We start from the raw sequence: 18,933 nt of genomic DNA, 5'->3' as shown, positions 1-18,933 counted from the left end.
TGCGGAGGTGGCGGAGACGGCGGAGACGGGCGCCGCGGGGGGAGGTGCGCATGACGCGACTCTACGCGGGGGTGCCGACCCGGCCGTCGTGCAACCCCGGGGCCGGTTCCCGGACCGTGCCCGAAGATGAGGACATGCCGACGGATGCCGCGCCCGGATCGCTCGCGAGGCGGGCGTGGGGCCGCGACCTCTCCTGGTGGGCCCGGGACTACGTCTACGCCGTCGCGGCGCAGCTGCGCGCGATCGGCGCCGGACGCCCCGACGGCCTCGTGTCCGGAACGAAGCGGCCCCTGGTCCTCCTGCCGGGGATCTACGAGACGTGGCGATTCCTCGAGCCGCTCGCCGAGGCGCTTCACGAACGGGGGCACCCGGTCCACGTCGTCGCGGGGCTCGGAGCCAATCGCCGCCCCGTGATCGAGTCGGCGGGCCGCGTCGTCGACCTGATCGTGGAGCGCGAGTTGGACGACCTGGTCCTCGTCGCCCACAGCAAGGGCGGTCTGATCGGCAAGCACGTCATGGCCTTCGATCCGGTGGGCGAGCGGGTGCGGGCCATGGTCGCCGTGGCGACCCCGTTCAGAGGATCCCGGTACAGCAGCCTGATGCCCGCTCCATCGCTCCGCGCGTTCCGTTCGGGGGATGCCACGATGCGGGCGCTCGCCGCCTCGGCCGAGGTCAACACGCGCATCGTCTCCGTCTACGGCGCCTTCGACCCCCACATCCCGGAGGGCAGCGAACTCGCGGGGGCACGGAACATCCGACTGGATGCCGGCGGCCATTTCCGCGTGCTCGCCGACCCGCGGGTCATCGCCGAAGTGGTGCGCGCGGCGGAGTGAGCCGGGCCGGGCCGCTCACCGTCCGCCTCCGCCTCCGCCTCCCATCCCTCCGCCCGAGAAGCCACCACCGAACGAGCCGCCCGAGAAGCTTCCCGAGCCGCTCACCTGCGGTGCCGGGCTGGTCCCGGAGTTCATCGTCGACAGCGACGACGCCAGCAGGGCGCTCGAGAACCCGTTCGGTCCCGAGTACCAGCCGAGCTCCGTCCCGGTCGCCCGGGCCCCGGTGGCGAGCACGTCGGCCCACTCCCGCTCCACGCCCCAGACGACCGCCCACGGCAGCAGCTTCTCGTGCAGGTGCAGCACCTGCACGGGGTCATCGACTCCGGCGGGCCGGCGCTCGGCTCCCTCCGGACTCTGCAGCACGCGCATACGGTCGGCTTCGGCCAGGGTCAGGTAGTCCCGCAGCCCGAGCAGATGGTCGCGCGCGGGCGCCCCGGCATCCGTCACCCGATCCGAGTACCGGAGGAGGACGAACGTCAGGATGCCGCCGGCCACCGTCGCCGGGATCGCTGCGATCTGCCACCAGGTCGGTGCCGCTCCGACCGACGTGATGATCAGGGCGGCGACCGCGACCCCGAACGCGGTCACGGCGATCGTCCCCGCGACCACCGCCCCGCGCATCCGCGGTGGACGCATCCATCCGCGGCGGCGCACCTCTGCGCCGGCCACCGTGAGCAGGTCGCGCAGCCGTTCGCCCGCGTCGCTGCCCGGTGTGTCCAGTGCCACGCGCTCGCCGGGTCGCGGACGCTCGCCGAACACGGCGGCGAGGACCCCCGCCCGCAGGGGGGTCGCTCCGGTTCCGTCGATGTATTCCAGGGCCAGCTCGTCGTCCGCGGAGGGGTCTTCCACGATGCGGAGGTGTCCGGCGACCGCCGTGTCGAGGACCGCGGCGGGGAGGGCGCCGCGCGAACGTCCGACGAGGTGCGCGCCCTCGAGCACGTCGACGTCGGCGGGCGGGGCGTACTCCGGGACGATGATGCCCCGACCCGCGGCGTCGCGGTTGCGGCGACGCGAGGAGATCGCCGCTCCGATCGCGGCGGCGGTGACGCCGAGGGTGCCCAGCGAGATCGCGGACAGCGCCGGCGCGGCATCCACGGAGAACTGTTCGGCCGCGGTCCGCACCACCTCGCCCGGGACGAACGTGCCCCGCGCGAAGCCGACGGAGATGGTGAGGTTCTCGCCCGGTCCGAGGTCGTCCGCCGCGGCGGAGAACGTCAGGCCGCCGTCCGCACGATCCGCTCGGACGACGTCGCACCGGTCGGTCGAACCTTGTTCGCCTCGGTAGCAGGCGGCGGCGCCGTCGAGTGCGGTCGGCGCGAGAGCGGCATCCACCGTCACCTCGACGCTCACCCGACCGAAGGGCTGCGCCCACTCCGTTCCGTTGACGTCGCGGTAGAACTCGTCGGTGTCGGTGTCGTCGAACGCGCGGATGGTGTCGCGCTGGGTGTACGAGATCACGTACATCTGCCTGCCGTGCACGTAATCGTCGTCGCCGGTGAGGACCCGGACCTCCCGTCGGTCCGTCTCGATCTCGTAGGGGATGGCTGCGCCGTCGGCACCCGTGACCGAGATGATGCGCGTCTGCAGGGGTACGCCGTCGTAGTCGTCCGGGATGGCCCGGACGATGCCGCGGTTCTGGTCTTCTTCCGGGAACTGCGCGACGAGCGTCTCCGTGACCGTCGACTCGGCGTGCCCGTCCGCGGCCCGCGTCAGCGACATCTGCGCATCGAAGGACTCGAACCGGAAGTCGTCCACGTCGGCGTGCGCGGGGGCGGGCGGCGTCGCCGCCAGGAGGAGCAGGCCGAGGAGCACCGCCGACGTCAGCGCGGAGCGGATCGAGCGGACTCGAGAGGCGAGGGCGTCCATGTCTCGACGGTATCGAGATGCGCCCGGCGGGGGATCCGTCCTGCGGGGGAGGTCGGTGCGCGGAGCGTCGACGGCGCGCCACGGAATCGGGCTGTCAGCCGGCAGCGCGTCCGGCCGCGGGGTGCTCGGCGGGACGCTCGCTCAGGCAGCACGGCGCCCCCGTCCTCGTGCACGAGCCATCGACGGCGCAGCGCATGCGTTCGAGGAAGGCCGTCACGGCATCCGCCTCGACTCCGCTCATTCCGGAAGTGACGCGCATCATGCGCTCGTGCATCCCCCCGAGGGTGTCGCGGATCTCGTCCTCCGTGTGCGCGGTCCCGCGCACGAGGATCTTCCGTCGATCCGTCGGATGCCGCTCGCGTCGCACGTGCCCCGATCGTTCGAGGCGATCCAGGAGCGCGGTGATGGATGCCGTCGACAGCCCGAGGTGACGCGCGAGATCGGCGGGTGTCGTGTCGGCCCCTGCTCCGGAAGTGCGGGTGAGGAATCGCAGGACGAGGAGTTCGTTCTCGCCCATGGCCATCGAGTCCTGCGTGCGCCGACGCATCGCCATTTCTGCGGATCGGTACTCCCGAAGCGCCTGCATGACGCGCGATCCGCGTAGGTCGTCGGCGCTCTCGCCGTACCAGTAGGGAGCGGGGGATGCGGTGGTCATCGGGCCGCCTCCGATCTTCGCCTTATATCTCGGTTGCTTATTCGCTAGTCTACCTAGTAAGTTCGTAAACAAGCAAAGAGTGAAGGGACACATCATGGCGAAGCTGTTCTACGGAACGACCCCCGAGCCCATCACGATCGACGATCGGATGCTCGCCCACGTCAAGGTGGTCGTCGCCACCAAGTTGCGCCGCGGCGAGAGCTTCACGCTGTCGTGGACGCACGGCGAGGACGAGCCCGCCGGCCGCTCGACGATCTGGCTGCAGCCCGCCATTCCGCTGCGCTTCGTCTTCGAGTCCGAGCAGCCGGAGTCCCTCGACCAGAACCTGCTCAAGCGCATGGCGAACGACGCCAACTCCTCGCGCGGTCTGAGTCTCGACATCGACACCGCCGCGGCCGCCGAGCGCCCGGCTTCCGCCCGACCCGGTCAGGCGCGGTCCACTGCGGCGCCGCGCTCCCTGGCCCGCGCCGCATGAGCGCCGCCGACCCGGTGGTAGTGACTCACTCCCTCGCGTGGGACGTGCCCACCGAGCCGCTCACGATCATCACGCCCGCGGCCCTCGCCGCCACCGTCACGGTGTGAGGTCGTCGGCGTCCTCGCCGTCGCCCCGTCCCGACGCGCCGGGCTCCCGCCGCGTGAGAACGATCGCGAGGGCCAGCAGGACGGCGCCGACGACGATGAAACTGAGTTTCGGGGCGACCGGACCGTCGGCCGGGAGCACCGACGTCGGGGCCGCGAACACGAGGGCGGCGAGGCCGGCGACGATCGCCCCCCACGGGCGCTTCGTCATCGATGCCGTCTCACGCTCACTTCCGCCCGGCGCGGTCACGGGACGACGTATCCCGCCGCACGGACCAGCGCGTACCACTCCGCCCGGGTCAACACCACGTCGGCTCCCGCCGCCGCGTCGATCACTCGACCGGGCGTCGTGGTCCCCAGCACCACCTGCATCCCGGCGGGATGCCGGGTGATCCATGCCACGGCGATCGCGATCGGGGTGACACGGTAGCGCGCGGCCAGGTCGTCGATCACGGCGTTCAGCTCGGCGTAGGCCGGGTCGCCGAGGAACACGCCGTTCCCCCTCGTCCCCTGCAGCGGTGACCATGCCTGGAGGGTGATGCCTTCCAGCCGGCAGTAGTCCACGAGTCCGCCGCCGTCGAGGACGGCGGACTGCGGTGCGGACTCCATGTTCATCGCGAGCCCCTGCGCGACGATCGGCGCGTGCGCGACGGAGAGCTGCACCTGGTTCGCGACGATGGGCTGGCGCACCGCCGTGCGCAGCAGGTCGATCTGGCGCGGGGTGTGGTTGGACACCCCGAAAGCGCGCACCTTGCCGGCGGCCTCCAGCTCATCGAACGCACGCGCGACTTCGTCGGGTTCGACGAGCGCGTCGGGTCGGTGCAGCAGCAGAACGTCGACGTAGTCGGTCCTCAGCGCGCGGAGGGACTCGTCCACGGAGGCGACGATGTGCTCGTAGGAGAAGTCGAAGTACGGACCCTCGCGGACGATGCCCGCCTTCGTCTGCAGCCGGATCTCGGCGCGCTCGGACGAACCGAGCGCGAGCGCCTCGGAGAACCGCCGCTCGGCGGAATGGAGCTCGCGCGCGTAGATGTCGGCATGGTCGAAGAAGTCGATGCCCGCCGAGCGTGCGGCCTCGTAGAGCTCGCGCACCTCCGCGTCGGTCTTGCCGTCGATCCGCATCATTCCGGCGACGACGGCGGGGACGGCGGGGCCCGAGGGGCCGAGGGGGACGGATCGCATCGCTCCACGTTATCCCCGCCCGGGCCTCGGCGTCTCAGTCGGACGGCGTCGAGCCCGCTCCGCCGCCGTCCGCCGCCGCGGGCTCGGCATCCTGATCGTCCTCACCCGGTCGCGGCGTCCCCCGCGGTGTCGCGCGCAGCAGCTCGTTCATCTCGGAGAGGAAACCGCCGAGCTGTTGCTGCTGCCAGCGGAGGTCGCGCGTGCGGTCCTCGGCGTCCCGCAGCACCGTGGCCGCATGCGCCGTGATCGTGTCCGCGATCCGTTGCGCCTTCTCCCGCGCGTCGTCCAGGACCTCGCGCGCGTGGACGTTCGCCTGCGCCTCGATCTGTTGAGCCTGGGCGCGTGCCAGTCGCTCGTGATCGTCAGCCCGTGCCGCGATCCGACGCGCGTGATCGAGCGCCGCCTCCACCTGTTCGCTCGCGTCCGAGGTGATCCGTTCGGCGTGCGCGACCGCCTGATTGTGCAGGACGAGGAACTCCTGCTGCGCCTCGTCCTGACGCCGGGTCAGAGACTCTTCGAACTCGAGGACCCGGGCGGTCATCTCTCGGACGTCGCGCTCCGCGGCGGCCCGGAGGTCACCGGTCTCGCGCGAGACGAGCGAGCGCAGTGCCGCCGCCCCTCTCTCGGCCTCCGTGCGCAGCGCGACGGCCTCGCGCTCGGCCTGGGCCACCTTCTCGGCCGCGTGGGCGGCCTCCCGCTCGAGGCGAGCGTGATGCGCGGTGAGCTCCGTCTCGATCCGCAGACGTGCCTGATCGGCGTCGTGCTGGGCCTCGGAGCGGATCCGGTCGCGTTCGGCGACCGCGTCCGCCCGGATGCCGTCGGCCTCGTCGCGGGCACCGGCCAGGAGTCGATCCGCCTGCGCCGCCGCATTCTGGACGAGGACGTTCGCCTGCTCCTCGGCGACGCGGAGGATCGCGTCGAACCGCTGACGACTCTGCGCGGGATCCTCGCCGTCGCCGTCGGAGCCCGCGACGAGACCGGCGGAGAGGGCGGCGACCTGGGCCTCGGCTTCGGCTGCGCGCGCGGCCGCCGCGCGCGCCTGCTCCTGCAGCCTGCCGGTCTCCTCGACGTGTCGCCGGGCCGCCTCCGCGAGCTCGTCATCGTGGTCTGCGCGCTGCTGCGCGTACATCGTCTCGGCGCGGAGCTTCTCGCGATGCACCTCGTCCGAGGCCGCGCGTGCGCGCTGGACGAGATGACGGACGGCGTCGTCGACGGCGTCGCGGTCGTACCCGCGGAAGGCGGCGGGGAACGTCGGAGACGCATCGTCGGCGTCGTCCCGTCGCAGCAACTCGTCGAGCGGGGAAGACTCCGCTCCGTCCGTCGACGCCGGCGACTTCTCGGTCTGGTCGTCCGTCACGGGACTCCTCTCGGTGGGCTGCCTGGGCGCCCGACGAGTGGGGTGCAGGCTCGTGCGGAGGGGATGCGCGGTCTCGAACCGGGTGCCGTGGCCACGAGACCGCGCATCCATGATGAGCGATCGGATTGAAGAGTAAGGAACTTGGGGGAGAACCACTCGAGATCACTCGAGGACGACCCTGCCACGCGTGGCCGCCGTCGCTCCCCGGGGAGGGCCAGACCTCACCCGGGGAATCGCCCGCGTCCCGCACGGATTCCGACCGCGTCGGCATCCGATGTCCCGCTCTGCGGCGCGCGTGTGCACCGGGCGCGGTAATGTGGCCAGGCCCCTCGACGCCGCCGGAGACGCCCATGACCGAGACGATCGTTCGGTCGCCCCGCCTCGCACCCCGCTCGGGAAGCCGTCGTGTCGTGCTCCTCGCCCTCGTCGGCGGGGGCGCCGCTTTCCTCAGCGCGGGCCTCATCTGGCTCAGTCGCCTCTGGGATCCGACCGTTCACTACGTGAGCCAGTTGGGTGCCACCGGCATGCCCACGGCGCCCGTCTTCAACTCCGCCCTCCTGCTGCTCGGCATCGCCGCCGTTCTCGTCGACCGCGCGATCCTGCACCGGCCCGACGTCTACGTCGTCGGCTGGCCCATCGCCGCGACCCTCGTCGTGTGCGGGGCGTGCTTCGCCCTGGCATCCGTCGTCACCTGCTCGCCCGGGTGCCCCGTGCCCTTCACCCCGGGTGCCCTGCCGCAGGACCTCATCCACATCAGCGCCGCGGTGCTCGGGTTCGTCCTGGCGATCGTCGCGATGGCGCAGGTGTCGGTTCTGCGCCGCCGTCCATGGATGCGCGCCGCGAGTCTCGCAACGCTCGTCGCCGTCGGCCTCACGTCGTTCACCGGCGCGATGCTGGCGCTCTTCCGCGGCGACACGGTCCTCGGAGGGAACCTCGAGTTCATCGCGGCGACGCTCGCGATCGCGTGGTTCGGAGTCTTCGGGCTGCAGGTCGCCGCGGACGAACGCGTCACCCGCGCCGACGCACCGGCTACCGTTTACCCATGACCCGACGTCGACTGCGCCGTGTGATCGGACTCGTGGTGCCGATCGCGAGCGTCGTCGTCGTGCTGACGGTCCTCCATGGCGCGGGTCTGCCGCTGACGTTCCCGGGAGTGCTCGTCTTCGTCGTGCTCCTCATCGTGGCGCGGTTGGTCTTCGGGTTCGCCCGCCGCCGGCGCGCCGACCGGGGCTGAGTCGGCGCGCCCGGCCTCACAGCTCGCCGTCCGCCTCGATCAGGCCCCACGCGTGCGCGGCGCGGATCGCGCTCGCGCGGTCCGACACCTCGAGCTTGCGATACAGGCTCTGCAACTGCGTCTTGACGGTGTTCGGCGAGACGACCAGTGCGCGGGCGATGTCGGCGATCGTCGACGTCGGGGTGAGCTGTGCCAGGACCACCTGCTCGCGCTTCGTGAGGTGCGGAACACTCACGGATGACGCGAAGAACGAGACGCGGTCCGACACGCGATCACGTGCCGCGGGGGACAGGAGCCGGAGGACGAGGCCGCGGTCCTCGGGCGCGACCGCGCTCCACGGGCTCCACAGGTCGTGACGCGCACTCAGCGCCTCGGCCCGTTGGGCGGTCGAACGGTGGGCCCCCGTCCCGTTGAGCCGGACGTCGGAGACCATGCTGACCACCATGCTCTCCAGCGCGGCGCGCGGCGAGGAGTCCTGGTGGATGCCCCACTTCACACTCATCACATAGGCCTCGTGGGCGCGTCCCGCGTAGAGCTGCGACAGGGCGATCGCGGGCGCGGTCGCGGCCGACAGCCCGAACGGCCCCTCGAACAGGGCCAGGGCCTTGCGCGCCTGGCGCAGGGCGATCAGCACCTTCGCGCGGGCCGTCAGCAGCTGGATCGACTGGAAGTGCGACGGGGGTGTGCTGCGCGTCCGCCCCATCCACGACCGCAGCATCCCCAACGCGTCGGGGGCCGCTCCGGAGAGCAGGAACGCGATGGCCTGGACCGACGCGGCGAACGGCCACAGCTCCCGTGCGCCGCCGGTCGCGGTCATCGTGTCGAGGCGCTCCCGTGCGGCTGCGGCGTCGCCGCGTTCCAGGCTCAGCCAGGCACCAGCCAGCCGTGTCCCCTCGCCCCAGGGCGAACCGGCCCACGCGTCCTCGCCATCGGCGTCGCACAGCACCCCCGCCGCACGGACGTCGCCCTCCAGCAGCGCCACGACCGCGAGCACCCCGCGGGCGCGGAGCCGGCGGGCCGGGGGAGCGAGTCGCTCGACCTGCCCGAGGGCGAGGGTCGCATCGCGCAGCTTGCCCATCGCGAGGTGGGTCATCCCGACTTGGTACCACCCCTCGGCGACGACGTCGTCCGAGAGCGCCGGCCGACGACGAAGAGCGTCCACGAGGAGCGTCGCCGACTCGGTGGCCAGGGCGAACCGCCCCGCGGCGCGCAGCAGGTTCACGCGGACGATCAGCGCCTCGATGTTGTGCTGCGCGGCCGCCTTCGCCTCCGGGAGGCGCCCGAGCGCGCCGACCACGAGCGCGGGGGTCTCCGCGGATGCCGCGGTGTCGGGGTCGACCGAGAGGAGCGCGTCGACCGACACGGGGTCGAAACCCACGTGCGCCCGCAGGGTCTCGACGAGCGTCGCGAAGGCGACGGAGTCGCGTGCCCAGATCTCCGGGCCGGCCGAGCGCAGGATCGAACCGAGCGTGGGCCACTGGGCCGCGTCGGCGGCGAGCTGCGCGGCGCGCAAGGGCTCGCCCGCGGCGACGAGGTGATCGAGCAGGCGCAGGCGCGCGTGCTCGACCAGTTCGGGAGCCCCGGCCGTGATCTCGCGCAGCCATTGCGCGCGGACGGGCTCGGCCAGCACCAGCCGAGTCGTGCTGGGCCAGACGAAGCCCGCGTCCTGCAGCTCGCCGAGCAGATCACTCGTGGTTCCGGCGGTCGAGTCGATGCCGATGGCGTCGGCCAGTTCGACGTTGATGTACGGGGCCACCGCGAGCAGTCGGACCTCGTCGGTGATCGGGACGCTGAGGTGCGCCTCCATGTCCGCGGTGAGCGCGCGACCGGCATGATCCGCGATGGCATCCGCCTCGTCACGCGTGCGCAGCGGCAGGCCCTCGAGACGCAGCCGGGAGCTTGCGAGCTGCGCGAGCGCGGGCCATCCGTGGGTGCGGCGCATGAGCACGTCGACGGCGACGTCAGTGGTCTCGATCCCGTTCAGGTCGAGGACCAGAGCCAGCTCCTCGCGCGTCATCAGCAGGTCGGCCGGGGTGAGGACGTGGACGTCGAACTCGAGAGCGATCAGCGGACTCTCGAGCCGGGTCACGTGCCGCGTGGCCACGACCACGCGGAGCGCCGGGTCCGCGCGGAGCAGGTCGAGGATCGCGGCGGAGCCGACCGTCGGCCCGTCGGTGAGGTTGTCCACGAGCAGCACGTGCTGCGGCGGACCCTCGCCGAACGCGGCCGCGACGCGGTCGAGGGTCTCCGCGTCGGCGTGGGCGGAGTCCAGGAGCTGGATGCCGGTCTCGGGGTCGTCGTCGAGGGCCGCGGCGAATTGCCGCAGCAGGGCGCTCTTGCCGACTCCGGCAGGCCCCCGGAGAAGGACGACGTCGCTCTCGAGCGCTTCGCGGAGCTTGGCGACGGTCAGGGTGCGTGGTGTCCAGAAGCGGCTGGAGCGCCGGGCGGCGCGGGCCGCGGCGGGAGGGGTGTCGAGGTCGATCAGCATCGTGTTCTCCAACTCTCGGTCTGCGCAGTCGTCGGCCCGGGTTCGGGTCTGGGCGACGAAAGGAGCGCACGGCGGGGGTGCGCTTCACCCGATCATTGGGGTGATGTTCGCCCGTATGACCTGTCGAGGGAGCGGTTTCATCCCCGTGGTCATCCCTCCTTCACCCTGTTGGCATCACACTCTCCGCCCCCCTGTCACCATCGCCGGGCGCCGCCGATTCCCCCCGTGTATCGCCCGCCCGGGCACGATCCGAGGTGGTGCGAGTGCTCCTCCGGGCCATGCCTATGCTTCCCGGGCTCGGCGTTCCCGATCGGACCGAGCGGAAGGCGGTACACGAGTGGACATGCAACGCGTCGCGCGGATCCTGCGCGCGTACTGGAAGGCGATCGTGGCGCTCACCCTGGCCGGAGGCCTCGCGGGGTTCGGGTGGAGCGCGCTGCAACCACGGGTCTACACGGCCGACGCGAGCGGCTACGTCGCCAGCGTGTCATCCGACGGATCGACCGGCTCGGCTCTCGCGGGAGGGACCCTCGCCCTGGCCAGGGTGAAGTCCTTCATCGACATGGGCTACTGGAAGTCGGTCGCCGAAACGGCGCGCGACGAGCTCGGACTCACCGACAGCCCGGAATCCCTGGTGCAGCGCGTCCACGTGTCCAACCCCGTCGACACCGTCAACGTGCGCGTCGACGCCACGGGGCCGACCCCCGAGGCGGCTCGCGATCTGGCACAGGCCTGGCTCCACGGGATGACCGTGCAGGTGGATCAGCTGGAGTCCACCGGTGGCGCGCACAGCGCCGTCAAACTCGTCGCCGGCGACTCGGCGCGTCTCCCGACGTCGCCGTCCTCGCCCAACGAGAAGCTGGCGATCGCCGTCGGGGCGCTCGGCGGGGCGGTGGTGGGGGTCCTGTTCGCGCTGGTGCGCCGGACCTTCGACCGGCGGGTGCGGTCGACTCAGGACATCTCCGATTCCGTCGACGTGTCGGTCGTCGGCATCCTCCCCGTCGACAAGGAGCTCGCCGCCGGCCGCGCCGTCTTCTCGTTCGACGACATCCGGGACGGACGCGGATCCTTCGCCCACAAGGAGGCCATGCGGGAGCTCCGGACCAACCTGCAGTACGTGGACGTGGACCGGCCTCCGCGCGTCATGGTCGTGACCAGCCCGCTGCCGGGGGACGGCAAGTCCACCACGGCCGCGAACCTCGCGGTGAGCATCGCGGCGACGGGGCAGTCGGTGATCCTCATCGACGCGGATCTGCGCCGCCCCGTGCTGGGGGCGACGTTCGGCTTCTCCGACGACGTGGGCCTCTCGGACGTCCTCGCGGGCCGCGCCCGCATCGAGCAGGTGGCCCACCAGGTCGACGAGCACGGGCGCCTCTTCGTCGTCGCGGCGGGGCGGACGCCTCCGAACCCCAGTGAGATGGTCGGCTCGCAGCGCATGCAGCAGCTGGCGCGCACACTGGCCGATGACATGGTCGTCATCATCGACTCGCCACCGACGCTCGCGGTCGCCGACGCCGCGGTGATCGCCAGCTGGGCGGACGGGGCCGTCCTCGTGGTGACAGCCGGTCGTACGACGGACGACATGCTCCAGCGCGCGGTCGGCAACATCGCCAAGACGCGCGGACGGCTCCTCGGCGTCGTCCTGAACCGGGTTCCGCTCCGCGGCGCCGATTCGAACTACTACGGATCTCAGTACGGCGGATACTACGGCTACGGCGCACCGGGTTCCGGGGCAGAGCGAACCCGATGGTGGCGTCGGCCGTGGCGTCGTCAGGTGGGCGACGCGGGGGATGCCGGTGCGTCGGCGCCGGGCCCGCGTCGGCGATCCGCGGAACTGCCTCCCTCGAACGTCAGCGGCCTGCGGACGCTGTCCGCGCGGCGGAACCCCGTGGCGGCGTCGGGTGATTTCACTGGTGAAGGCGCGGTCGCCGTCGCTCCGCCCGCCGCGGTCGTGGCGGACGAGCGGACGCCGCGGCGTCGACGGCGGGGGTGAGACGCCACCACGGAACACGAGGAGGGCGCCGATTCCACTCCGGGAATCGGCGCCCTCCTCGTGTGCTCAGTGCGCGGTGTCGCCGGGGGCGAAGACGGCCTTCACGGTGCGGAACAGGATGACGAGGTCGCCGATCAGCGACCAGTTCTCTACGTAGAAGAGGTCGAGGCGGATGGCATCCTCCCAGGACAGCGCCGATCGGCCGCTCACCTGCCAGAGACCGCTCATTCCGGGGCGGACGATCAAGCGACGCCGGGCGTCGTCGTCGTAGAACGCCACCTCCGCATCGCGCTGAGGACGCGGCCCGACGAGGCTCATCTGCCCGGCCAGCACGTTGAACAGCTGCGGGATCTCGTCAAGCGAGTACCTCCGCAGAATACGGCCGATCGGCGTGATGCGCGGGTCGTCGTCGATCTTGAACAGGGGGGCGCCGTCGCGTCCCTGGCTCGTCAGGAGTTCCGACAGGCGGGCGTCGGCGCCGTCGACCATGGAGCGGAACTTGATCATCCCGAATCGGACGCCGCCCTGACCGACACGTTCCTGCCGGTACAGGATCGGGCCGGGGCCCGACAGTCGCACGAGGACGGCCAGGACGAGCAGCAGCGGACTGAGGGCCCCGAGCAGCAGCAGGGACCCCACGAAATCGAACGCGCGTTTCAGGACCCGCTGACGGGTGGAGTATTGCGGCGTCTCGACGTGGACGAGGGGGAGACCCGCGACCGGGCGCGTGTGGATCCGTGGCCCGGCGACGTCCGTCAGGTTCACGGCGACGATCAGGTGCTGCCGCCCGGGCTCGAGGCCCCAGCCGATCCGCCGGATGTCATGGGCGTCGATGTGTCCGCCGCCGGTGACGAGCACGCTGTCGGCGTCCAACTCGTCGAGTCGGCGCTCCAGGCGCCGCGCGTGGGCGTCCGTCCACGAGTTCTCGCCGGCGCCCTCGACGGTGTGCACGCCCACGATCGTGAGGCCGACGCCGGGCTGACGGGCGATCTCGCCGGCCACCCGGGCGTTCTCCTCGGAACTTCCGACGAGGACGACTCGCGCGGACAGTTCCCCCCGACGTCTGCGGGCGACGAGCCAGGCGCGGGCGGCCGAGCGCGAGGCGAGGAGGGTGAGGGTCCCCACGGGAAGGCTGAGCAGGAAGTAACCGCGGGACAGGTCGACCCCGGTGAGGTAGGCGCCCATGGCGATGAGGCCGAAGAGTTGGAAGGATGCCGCGATGACCAGGCGATGCTCGGCGACGCCGTGTCCGACGACCCGGGGGAGGCGTGTCCCCCAGAGGGTCAGGGCGATGAGCCACGCGACGCACAGGAGCAGCGACACGGTGGTGTAGTCGATCGGCACCGCGCTGACGCCCGCGTGATCGGGTCCGAGCCAGAGCGCCTGGGTGCCGAAGACGGCCGCTGCCACCACGAGCGCGTCGGAGGCGACGAGGAGCCGGGCGTATCGGGACTGCCAGGTGCGCCTTCGTTGCGTGCGCGTCGGGGTGAAGCTTTTTGCAGGGGCGGGTGAAACAAGTGACGAGGTAGCGAGATCCATGGGTACTCCGCTGATCGGGCTCAGTGGCCGGAGATGATGCGCCTCTGGGCTGGAACAGGAGGCGCGGGGTCCGGGCACTGTGCCACCCACGGCGTCCGCGGGGGACCGATACCTCAGCGGTGCGGGGAGGGTGAAGGGTGTCGAGGGGGAGGGCTCCAAAGAGTGATGCGGCAGCAGGACCGGCCCCGCGCCCGTGATCCGCACATGGTTCGCCCCCGCGCTCACCTCCGCAAGATCGCCGATCACCTCGGCAGGTTTCCCGCCTCCGGGCACGGACCCGGCGCCGGTGAGACATGTACACATGTTCATGTGCGCGTAGCCGAACGGACAAGCTGGGTGCATGACCGACGTGCCCGATCCCTGGAACGAGTTCGCCCGGCAGTTCGGCGCCCGTCTGCTCGCGGCGCGTGCGGAGAAGGGTTTCTCGCAGGAACACGTCGCGCATGCTGCCGGACTCGCCACCTTCACGTACCGCAAGCTCGAGCACGGCGAGTCCAACCCCGGTACGCCGGCGAACCCGCGGTTGCGCACGATCGTGTGCTTGGCGGAGGTCCTGCAGATTCCGCTCCCCGACCTGCTGCCGCAGCCGCCGGAGGGCGTCGCGCCCGGTCGCTGAGTGCGGTGTCGGAGGCTCGTGCTTCACTTCTTCCGTGCCCACCGATGATCGGGGAGTCCTCGCGGACGACCCGGAAAGAGAGGTGTCCGGCATGAGCGAGAACGATGTCCATCCCCGTCACTCGGGTGCGCGCTGCGCGTACGCGTGGTGCACGACCCGCCACGGCCTCACGGTCCACCCCGACGACGAGACGCACCGCAGCTCCGGCTCGGGTTTCACGGCGCGGGTCCGGGGCTCGGACGAGTCGGGAGCGGGACGGGAGAGCGAGGTCGAGGTCGGAATCCTCCGTCGACCGGGCGATGTCGAGAACTGGCTCGCGATCGAGCTCGGATCCGTGGGGCTCGCGCTCTCGATCGGCGGTGCGCGCGAACTCCGCCGCGTGCTCGCGGAGGACCCGCAGATCCGAGAGGCGCTGTCGTCCTGAGGTGATCGGGAACGCGGACGCCGCGGCGATTCACCCGTCCCGGCAGTCGACGCATCGGCCGGCGGGGCGGACGGAGCGGCAGCGGAGGACGCTGTACTCGAGGGAGCAGCCGTCGCGCGCGAGGACCCGACCTCGCCGCCGCCGCCCCGAAAGAGACCCGTGAACCAGCTCTCCCGCCCCCGTGTGCTGATCGTGTGCACGGCGAACGCGATCCGCTCGCCGTTCGTCGAGCACCTGCTCCGTGCCCGGTTCGCCGACGCGGGTGTCGTCGGTCCCGTCCTCACCAGCGCGGGGACGGCCGCGCGGCCCGGCCGATCCGCGGAGCCGGACGCGGTCGAACTCGGACGGGAGCATGGGCTCGACCTCGCCGGTCATCGCACGCGCTCCCTCGACGAGGTCATGCTCCGCGAGTCGTCGACCGTCCTGTGCGCGGCGGCCGTTCACCGGCGAACGGTCCTGGACATGCGTCCGGACGCTCTGGACACGACGTTCATGGTGCGCGAGTTCGCCCGACTGCTTCGGGAGGAGCGCGACGCGTCCGCCGCAGAGGATTGGGACTCGCTGGTGCGCCGCCTCGCTCGAGGGCGGACGCGGACGCGTCGGACACCCGCGGGAGACGATGACCTCGTCGACCCGATCGGTCAGCCGCCGGCCGTCTGGCGGGAGTTCGAGCGCGCCGCGACGGAGGCCGTCGAGTCGATCGCGATGCATACGGCTCCGGCGCTCGCCGCGGCAGCAGTGGATCGCCTCCCGGACCGGCCGCCGATGACCCGCCGGGAGCATCGAGCGCGCGCGCGGCGCGTCGCGGGTTCCAATGCCTCCCTCGACGGAGGTGGACCTCTCACTCCGGGCGTCGACGGCGGGTGAGGCGGCGCAGCGTCGCGAGGCCTGCCGCCCCGAGGATACCGCCGAGGGTGTTCGCCGCGACATCGACGGCGCTGGACGTCCGGCCGGGGAGGAACAGCCCCTGGGCGATCTCGGCCATCAGCGGCACGACCCACGCCACGCCGAGGATGACGAGAGGCCGACGGGGCAGGACGGTGGCGAGGATCACCCCGAACGGAACCATCATCACGACGTTCAGGGTCGGGTCGATCCCGAACGGGAAGGCCGCGGGGACGACGCGCAGGAGGACGTCGTACAGCGGACCGGCCTGCGAGTCGATGTGCTGCGGCCAGAACAGGACCGCCGCGAGGACGACGAGATAGACCGACGCCGAGACGGCCGCGAGGGTGCGGCCCCGGCCGCGCGGAGGTGCGGTGCGCATGCCTCACCGTACGAAGCCGCGCACGCGGCGTCCGCCGCGCGATCCCGGGGGATCAGAGGGTGATCACGCCGCTGAACCCGGCCCCCGATGGGGCGTCGAGCGCGCGACCCTCTTCACTGTCGGCGCGGGCGATGATGCGGCCGAGGCCGATGCCCGCGGCGAGGGCCGCGACGATCCAAGTGACGATACCGACGACGATGGCGGTGACGACGAAGACCATGGGACTTCTCCTTTGGAGTCCGGTGGTGCACAACGGGTAGCTGTTCGACACTGTAGCGGTCCCGCGCGTGGGAAAGAGAGACTCCCGCCGCGTGGCGGAATGCGCTATGTCAGCTCCGGCGCGAGAACGTCCGGCGGACCACCCTCAGCAGTCCCAGGAAGCCGAACAGGCCGATCACTGCGCCGAGGATCGCGAACAACGTGACCGATCCGCCGAGCACCGGTCCGCCGCCGGCGACGATCAGGACGACGGCGATCACGACCGCGGCGATCGAGACCAGGGTCGTCGCGATCTCGGAGGTGATCCGGCTCAGGATGCCGCTCGTATCGGTGCCGTCGTCGGAGCGCAGCGTGATCCCGATGGAGCCGCGCTCGATGCCGGTGAGCAGGGCTTCGAGGCGCTGCGGCATCCGCTGCAGACGTGCGAGCGAGATCACCGCGCCGGCCTGGAGGTCGGTGGCCGCCCGGCTGAGCGAGACCGAGCGTCGGAGCAGGGTGGGCATGAGGGGGAGTGCTCGGCCGACCATGTCGAAGTCATCGACGATCACGCGGAGACAACCCTCCAGGGTGGCGAAACTGCGCAGCGCGGATGCCAGCTCCCCGGGCAGGGCGATCCGGTGCTGCCGGATCACGTCGACGATGCGGGTGAAGATGGAGCCCTGCCCTCCGCTGCGCACGTGTTCCGCCGTGAGGACGATCCCGACGTCGTGGCGGAAGGCATCCAGATCGACGTCGTCGGGGGCGTCGACGATGAGCAGGAGCGCGTCGGTGGCGGCCACGTCGTTCTCGCTGAGGGCTGCGAGCAGGAAGGCCGTCATGTGCTGACGGCGGCTGCGCTCGATGATGCCGACCGCGCCGAAGTCGATCAGCCCCAGCCTCCCGGTGTCGGTGAGGAGAACGTTGCCGGGGTGGAGGTCGGCGTGGAAGACGCCGTACACGAGGATCTGCTCGATGACCGTCGACATGAGCACCTCGGCGAGCCGATCCCGCTCCTCGGCCGTCAGTGCCGCCAGGCGGTCCGCGGAGTCGCTGAGCGCGGTGCCGTCGACGAGTTCCATGGTGAGCACGCGTGTGCTCGAGGCCTCGGGGAACGCCCCGGGGATGGTGACGAGCCCGCGGCGTCCGGGCTCGGCGGCGTCGATGCGCTCGATCGTGGCGCGGATCATCTCCGTGTTCTGCGCCTCGACGCGATAGTCGAGTTCCTCCAAGAGCGTCGTGGTGAATCCGCGGGCGACGGATTCGATGTGCAGGTCGCGCCCGACGCGGGTGCGCTCCTGCGCGCGCTGGGCGAGGCGGCCGATGATGTCGGAATCCGCTTCCACCTGGGCGCGTGCGGCGGGGCGCTGGACCTTGACGACGACGCGACGGCCGTCGTGGAGCGTCGCCCGGTGCACCTGGGCCACAGAGGCGGCCGCGAGGGGGTTCGGGTCGACGTCGGCGTAGATCTCGTCGATCGGGCGGCCGAGATCGCTCTCGATCACCTCGCGCACGGTCTCCCAGGGGAGGGTGGTCGCGCTCGTCTGCAGCGAGGCGAGGGCGCTGAGATACGGCTCCGGGATGAGGTCGCGGCGCGTGGAGAGCACCTGGCCGAGCTTGACGAAGCTCACCCCGGCGTCGTTGATCGTGGCGACGATGGCCCGGGCGCGTTCCTCCGAGGTGCTGAGCTGCTGCTCCACGCGGGAATGGCCGCCGTGGAAGAGCCAGCCGACGCCGTGTCGCGACGCGATGGCGAGGATCTGGAGGTAGCGACGTGTGCGCTTGCGCTGCCGGAGACCGGCACGGATCACATCGATCGGATTGGGCAGCGGTCGCGTCGGGAAGATGGCCTCGCTGGCGACGAGGGTGGCGACCCCGAGGGCGAACACCCAGCTGATGGAGAGGGCGATGAGACCGAGGGCCAGCCAGACGTTCCCGCTTTCGGCGAGCGTCGAGCCCGCGGGGAGGTTCGTCTGCTCCAGCACCCATTCCGCGGCGGGAACACCGAGGAAGAACACCAGGAGTCCGACGGCGATGCTGCGCGGCCATCCCACCGCCGTCCCGATGATCTGACGGGCCACGAACCCCACGAGGATCGCGCAGACGATCGCGACGATGGCGATGAGCAGGGTGACGACCACGGGGTCAGCGTAACCGTCGACTCAGGAGATGCGGGCGAACCCGCAACCCGAGCACACCCACACGGCCGCGGAACCTCGGGTGTCGGGATCCATGCGGTGCAGGCGTCCGGGGCAACGGGGAGGGAACCCGACGGCCGTGTCGTCGTCGTCGGCCCGCGCCGGAGGGGCAGAGGGGGCGGGGGGTGCGGCGGGAGGTGGGAACATCGATGCCCTTCGGTCGAGGACATCTTTACATGCGCATGCTCCGGCGTGGGAGGGTCGTCCACAGGGGCGCCGGGTCGCGACGACGAAGGGGGAGGGACGCCGTGCGTCCTCTCCCCCTTCCGCGTGGCCGCGCGGTCCGTCCGTCAGCGACGGAATTCCCGCAGAGCCTTCTTGGCCTTCTTCTCGGCCCGGGCGGCGGCCTTGCGTCGACGTCGGCGTGCGCGCGGGTCGTCCCACAGGCGCACGATCTGGTGGCCGACCGACTCGCGGTTCTTGACCTCGACACGGCCGGTCCGCGTCCCGATCACGTAGGCGATCAGGACGAGGGCACCGATGACGATGATCCGGTTGCGCATGGCA

General features: G+C 71.6%; 19 protein-coding genes. 8 read left to right on the top strand and 11 right to left on the bottom strand.

The window, feature by feature from the left end; translation table 11 throughout:
• Window positions 1-50 precede the first annotated feature (50 nt).
• A complete protein-coding gene (locus tag CSIV_RS00835; RefSeq protein ID WP_237488872.1) occupies window positions 51-833 on the top strand; it encodes an esterase/lipase family protein in 783 nt (260 codons plus the stop codon).
• A gap of 15 nt (window positions 834-848) precedes the next feature.
• On the opposite strand, the gene CSIV_RS00830 is transcribed toward CSIV_RS00835, so the two are convergent.
• Window positions 849-2,699, bottom strand: a complete 1,851-nt coding sequence (locus CSIV_RS00830) for a DUF2207 domain-containing protein (RefSeq protein ID WP_077049545.1) — start codon at window positions 2,697-2,699, stop codon at window positions 849-851.
• 94 nt (window positions 2,700-2,793) lie between these two features.
• The gene (locus tag CSIV_RS00825) at window positions 2,794-3,354 is read right to left on the bottom strand and encodes a MarR family winged helix-turn-helix transcriptional regulator (RefSeq protein ID WP_077049544.1); all 561 of its coding nucleotides are present in this window, start codon (window positions 3,352-3,354) and stop codon (window positions 2,794-2,796) included.
• A 94-nt stretch (window positions 3,355-3,448) separates the two neighbouring features.
• Here CSIV_RS00825 and CSIV_RS00820 point away from each other — a divergent pair, with 94 nt between their 5' ends.
• Window positions 3,449-3,829 (top strand): DUF7882 family protein, encoded by a 381-nt coding sequence (locus CSIV_RS00820; protein WP_077049543.1) that lies wholly within the window; start codon window positions 3,449-3,451, stop codon window positions 3,827-3,829.
• A 96-nt stretch (window positions 3,830-3,925) separates the two neighbouring features.
• Here CSIV_RS00820 and CSIV_RS00815 read toward each other — a convergent pair whose 3' ends face one another.
• Genes CSIV_RS00815 through CSIV_RS00805 form a run of 3 tightly spaced genes read right to left on the bottom strand, consistent with a single transcriptional unit; the run spans window position 3,926 to window position 6,472 of the window.
• Window positions 3,926-4,144 carry a hypothetical protein gene (locus CSIV_RS00815; protein WP_139340561.1) on the bottom strand — a complete coding sequence of 73 codons (219 nt, stop codon included), beginning with the start codon at window positions 4,142-4,144 and terminating at the stop codon, window positions 3,926-3,928.
• 35 nt (window positions 4,145-4,179) lie between these two features.
• Window positions 4,180-5,115: an aldo/keto reductase gene (locus CSIV_RS00810; RefSeq protein WP_077049541.1), complete on the bottom strand. Its 936-nt coding sequence runs from the start codon at window positions 5,113-5,115 to the stop codon at window positions 4,180-4,182.
• A 34-nt stretch (window positions 5,116-5,149) separates the two neighbouring features.
• Window positions 5,150-6,472, bottom strand: a complete 1,323-nt coding sequence (locus tag CSIV_RS00805) for a cell division initiation protein (RefSeq protein ID WP_077049540.1) — start codon at window positions 6,470-6,472, stop codon at window positions 5,150-5,152.
• Between the two features lie 350 nt (window positions 6,473-6,822).
• On the opposite strand from CSIV_RS00805, the gene CSIV_RS00800 reads away from it, so the two are divergent.
• Both CSIV_RS00800 and CSIV_RS17950 read left to right on the top strand, forming a co-directional pair.
• Entirely contained in the window at window positions 6,823-7,518 is a 696-nt protein-coding gene (locus CSIV_RS00800) for a DUF998 domain-containing protein (protein WP_160897638.1), read from the top strand.
• On the top strand, window positions 7,515-7,706 hold the full coding sequence (locus tag CSIV_RS17950; RefSeq protein WP_139340560.1) for a hypothetical protein: 192 nt from the start codon (window positions 7,515-7,517) through the stop codon (window positions 7,704-7,706). The genes CSIV_RS00800 and CSIV_RS17950 overlap by 4 nt, the downstream gene beginning before the upstream one ends.
• A 16-nt stretch (window positions 7,707-7,722) precedes the next feature.
• Here CSIV_RS17950 and CSIV_RS18595 read toward each other — a convergent pair whose 3' ends face one another.
• Window positions 7,723-10,194, bottom strand: coding sequence for a helix-turn-helix transcriptional regulator (locus CSIV_RS18595; RefSeq protein ID WP_139340559.1), 2,472 nt, complete (start codon window positions 10,192-10,194; stop codon window positions 7,723-7,725).
• Between the two features lie 343 nt (window positions 10,195-10,537).
• Between CSIV_RS18595 and CSIV_RS17940 the strand changes: the two genes are divergently transcribed.
• Window positions 10,538-12,187 (top strand): polysaccharide biosynthesis tyrosine autokinase, encoded by a 1,650-nt coding sequence (locus tag CSIV_RS17940; protein ID WP_077049538.1) that lies wholly within the window; start codon window positions 10,538-10,540, stop codon window positions 12,185-12,187.
• 66 nt (window positions 12,188-12,253) lie between these two features.
• Here the strand turns inward: CSIV_RS17940 and CSIV_RS00785 are convergent, their stop codons facing one another.
• The gene (locus CSIV_RS00785) at window positions 12,254-13,726 is read right to left on the bottom strand and encodes a sugar transferase (protein WP_077049537.1); all 1,473 of its coding nucleotides are present in this window, start codon (window positions 13,724-13,726) and stop codon (window positions 12,254-12,256) included.
• Between the two features lie 340 nt (window positions 13,727-14,066).
• Here CSIV_RS00785 and CSIV_RS00780 point away from each other — a divergent pair, with 340 nt between their 5' ends.
• From CSIV_RS00780 to CSIV_RS00770, 3 genes are all read left to right on the top strand, one after another.
• Window positions 14,067-14,342, top strand: a complete 276-nt coding sequence (locus CSIV_RS00780; RefSeq protein ID WP_077049536.1) for a helix-turn-helix domain-containing protein — start codon at window positions 14,067-14,069, stop codon at window positions 14,340-14,342.
• A gap of 91 nt (window positions 14,343-14,433) precedes the next feature.
• Window positions 14,434-14,766 (top strand): hypothetical protein, encoded by a 333-nt coding sequence (locus CSIV_RS00775; protein WP_139340558.1) that lies wholly within the window; start codon window positions 14,434-14,436, stop codon window positions 14,764-14,766.
• Between the two features lie 159 nt (window positions 14,767-14,925).
• A complete protein-coding gene (locus CSIV_RS00770; RefSeq protein ID WP_077049534.1) occupies window positions 14,926-15,633 on the top strand; it encodes an arsenate reductase/protein-tyrosine-phosphatase family protein in 708 nt (235 codons plus the stop codon).
• Here the strand turns inward: CSIV_RS00770 and CSIV_RS00765 are convergent.
• The 4 genes from CSIV_RS00765 to CSIV_RS00755 form a co-directional block, all read right to left on the bottom strand.
• Window positions 15,608-16,033, bottom strand: a complete 426-nt coding sequence (locus CSIV_RS00765) for a VanZ family protein (protein ID WP_077049533.1) — start codon at window positions 16,031-16,033, stop codon at window positions 15,608-15,610. The genes CSIV_RS00770 and CSIV_RS00765 overlap by 26 nt on opposite strands.
• Window positions 16,034-16,085: 52 nt before the next feature.
• Window positions 16,086-16,253 (bottom strand): hypothetical protein, encoded by a 168-nt coding sequence (locus CSIV_RS18205; protein WP_160897636.1) that lies wholly within the window; start codon window positions 16,251-16,253, stop codon window positions 16,086-16,088.
• Window positions 16,254-16,362: 109 nt separating this feature from the next.
• On the bottom strand, window positions 16,363-18,369 hold the full coding sequence (locus CSIV_RS00760) for an ABC1 kinase family protein (RefSeq protein WP_077049532.1): 2,007 nt from the start codon (window positions 18,367-18,369) through the stop codon (window positions 16,363-16,365).
• A 347-nt stretch (window positions 18,370-18,716) separates the two neighbouring features.
• Window positions 18,717-18,929, bottom strand: coding sequence for a hypothetical protein (locus tag CSIV_RS00755; RefSeq protein ID WP_077049531.1), 213 nt, complete (start codon window positions 18,927-18,929; stop codon window positions 18,717-18,719).
• Between the last annotated feature and the right edge of the window lie 4 nt (window positions 18,930-18,933).

This window comes from Microbacterium sp. CSI-V (assembly GCF_001984105.1).
GTDB lineage: Bacteria > Actinomycetota > Actinomycetes > Actinomycetales > Microbacteriaceae > Microbacterium.
Note: the sequence above shows the minus strand (reverse complement) of the source record. Positions and strands in the feature narration are given on the sequence as shown.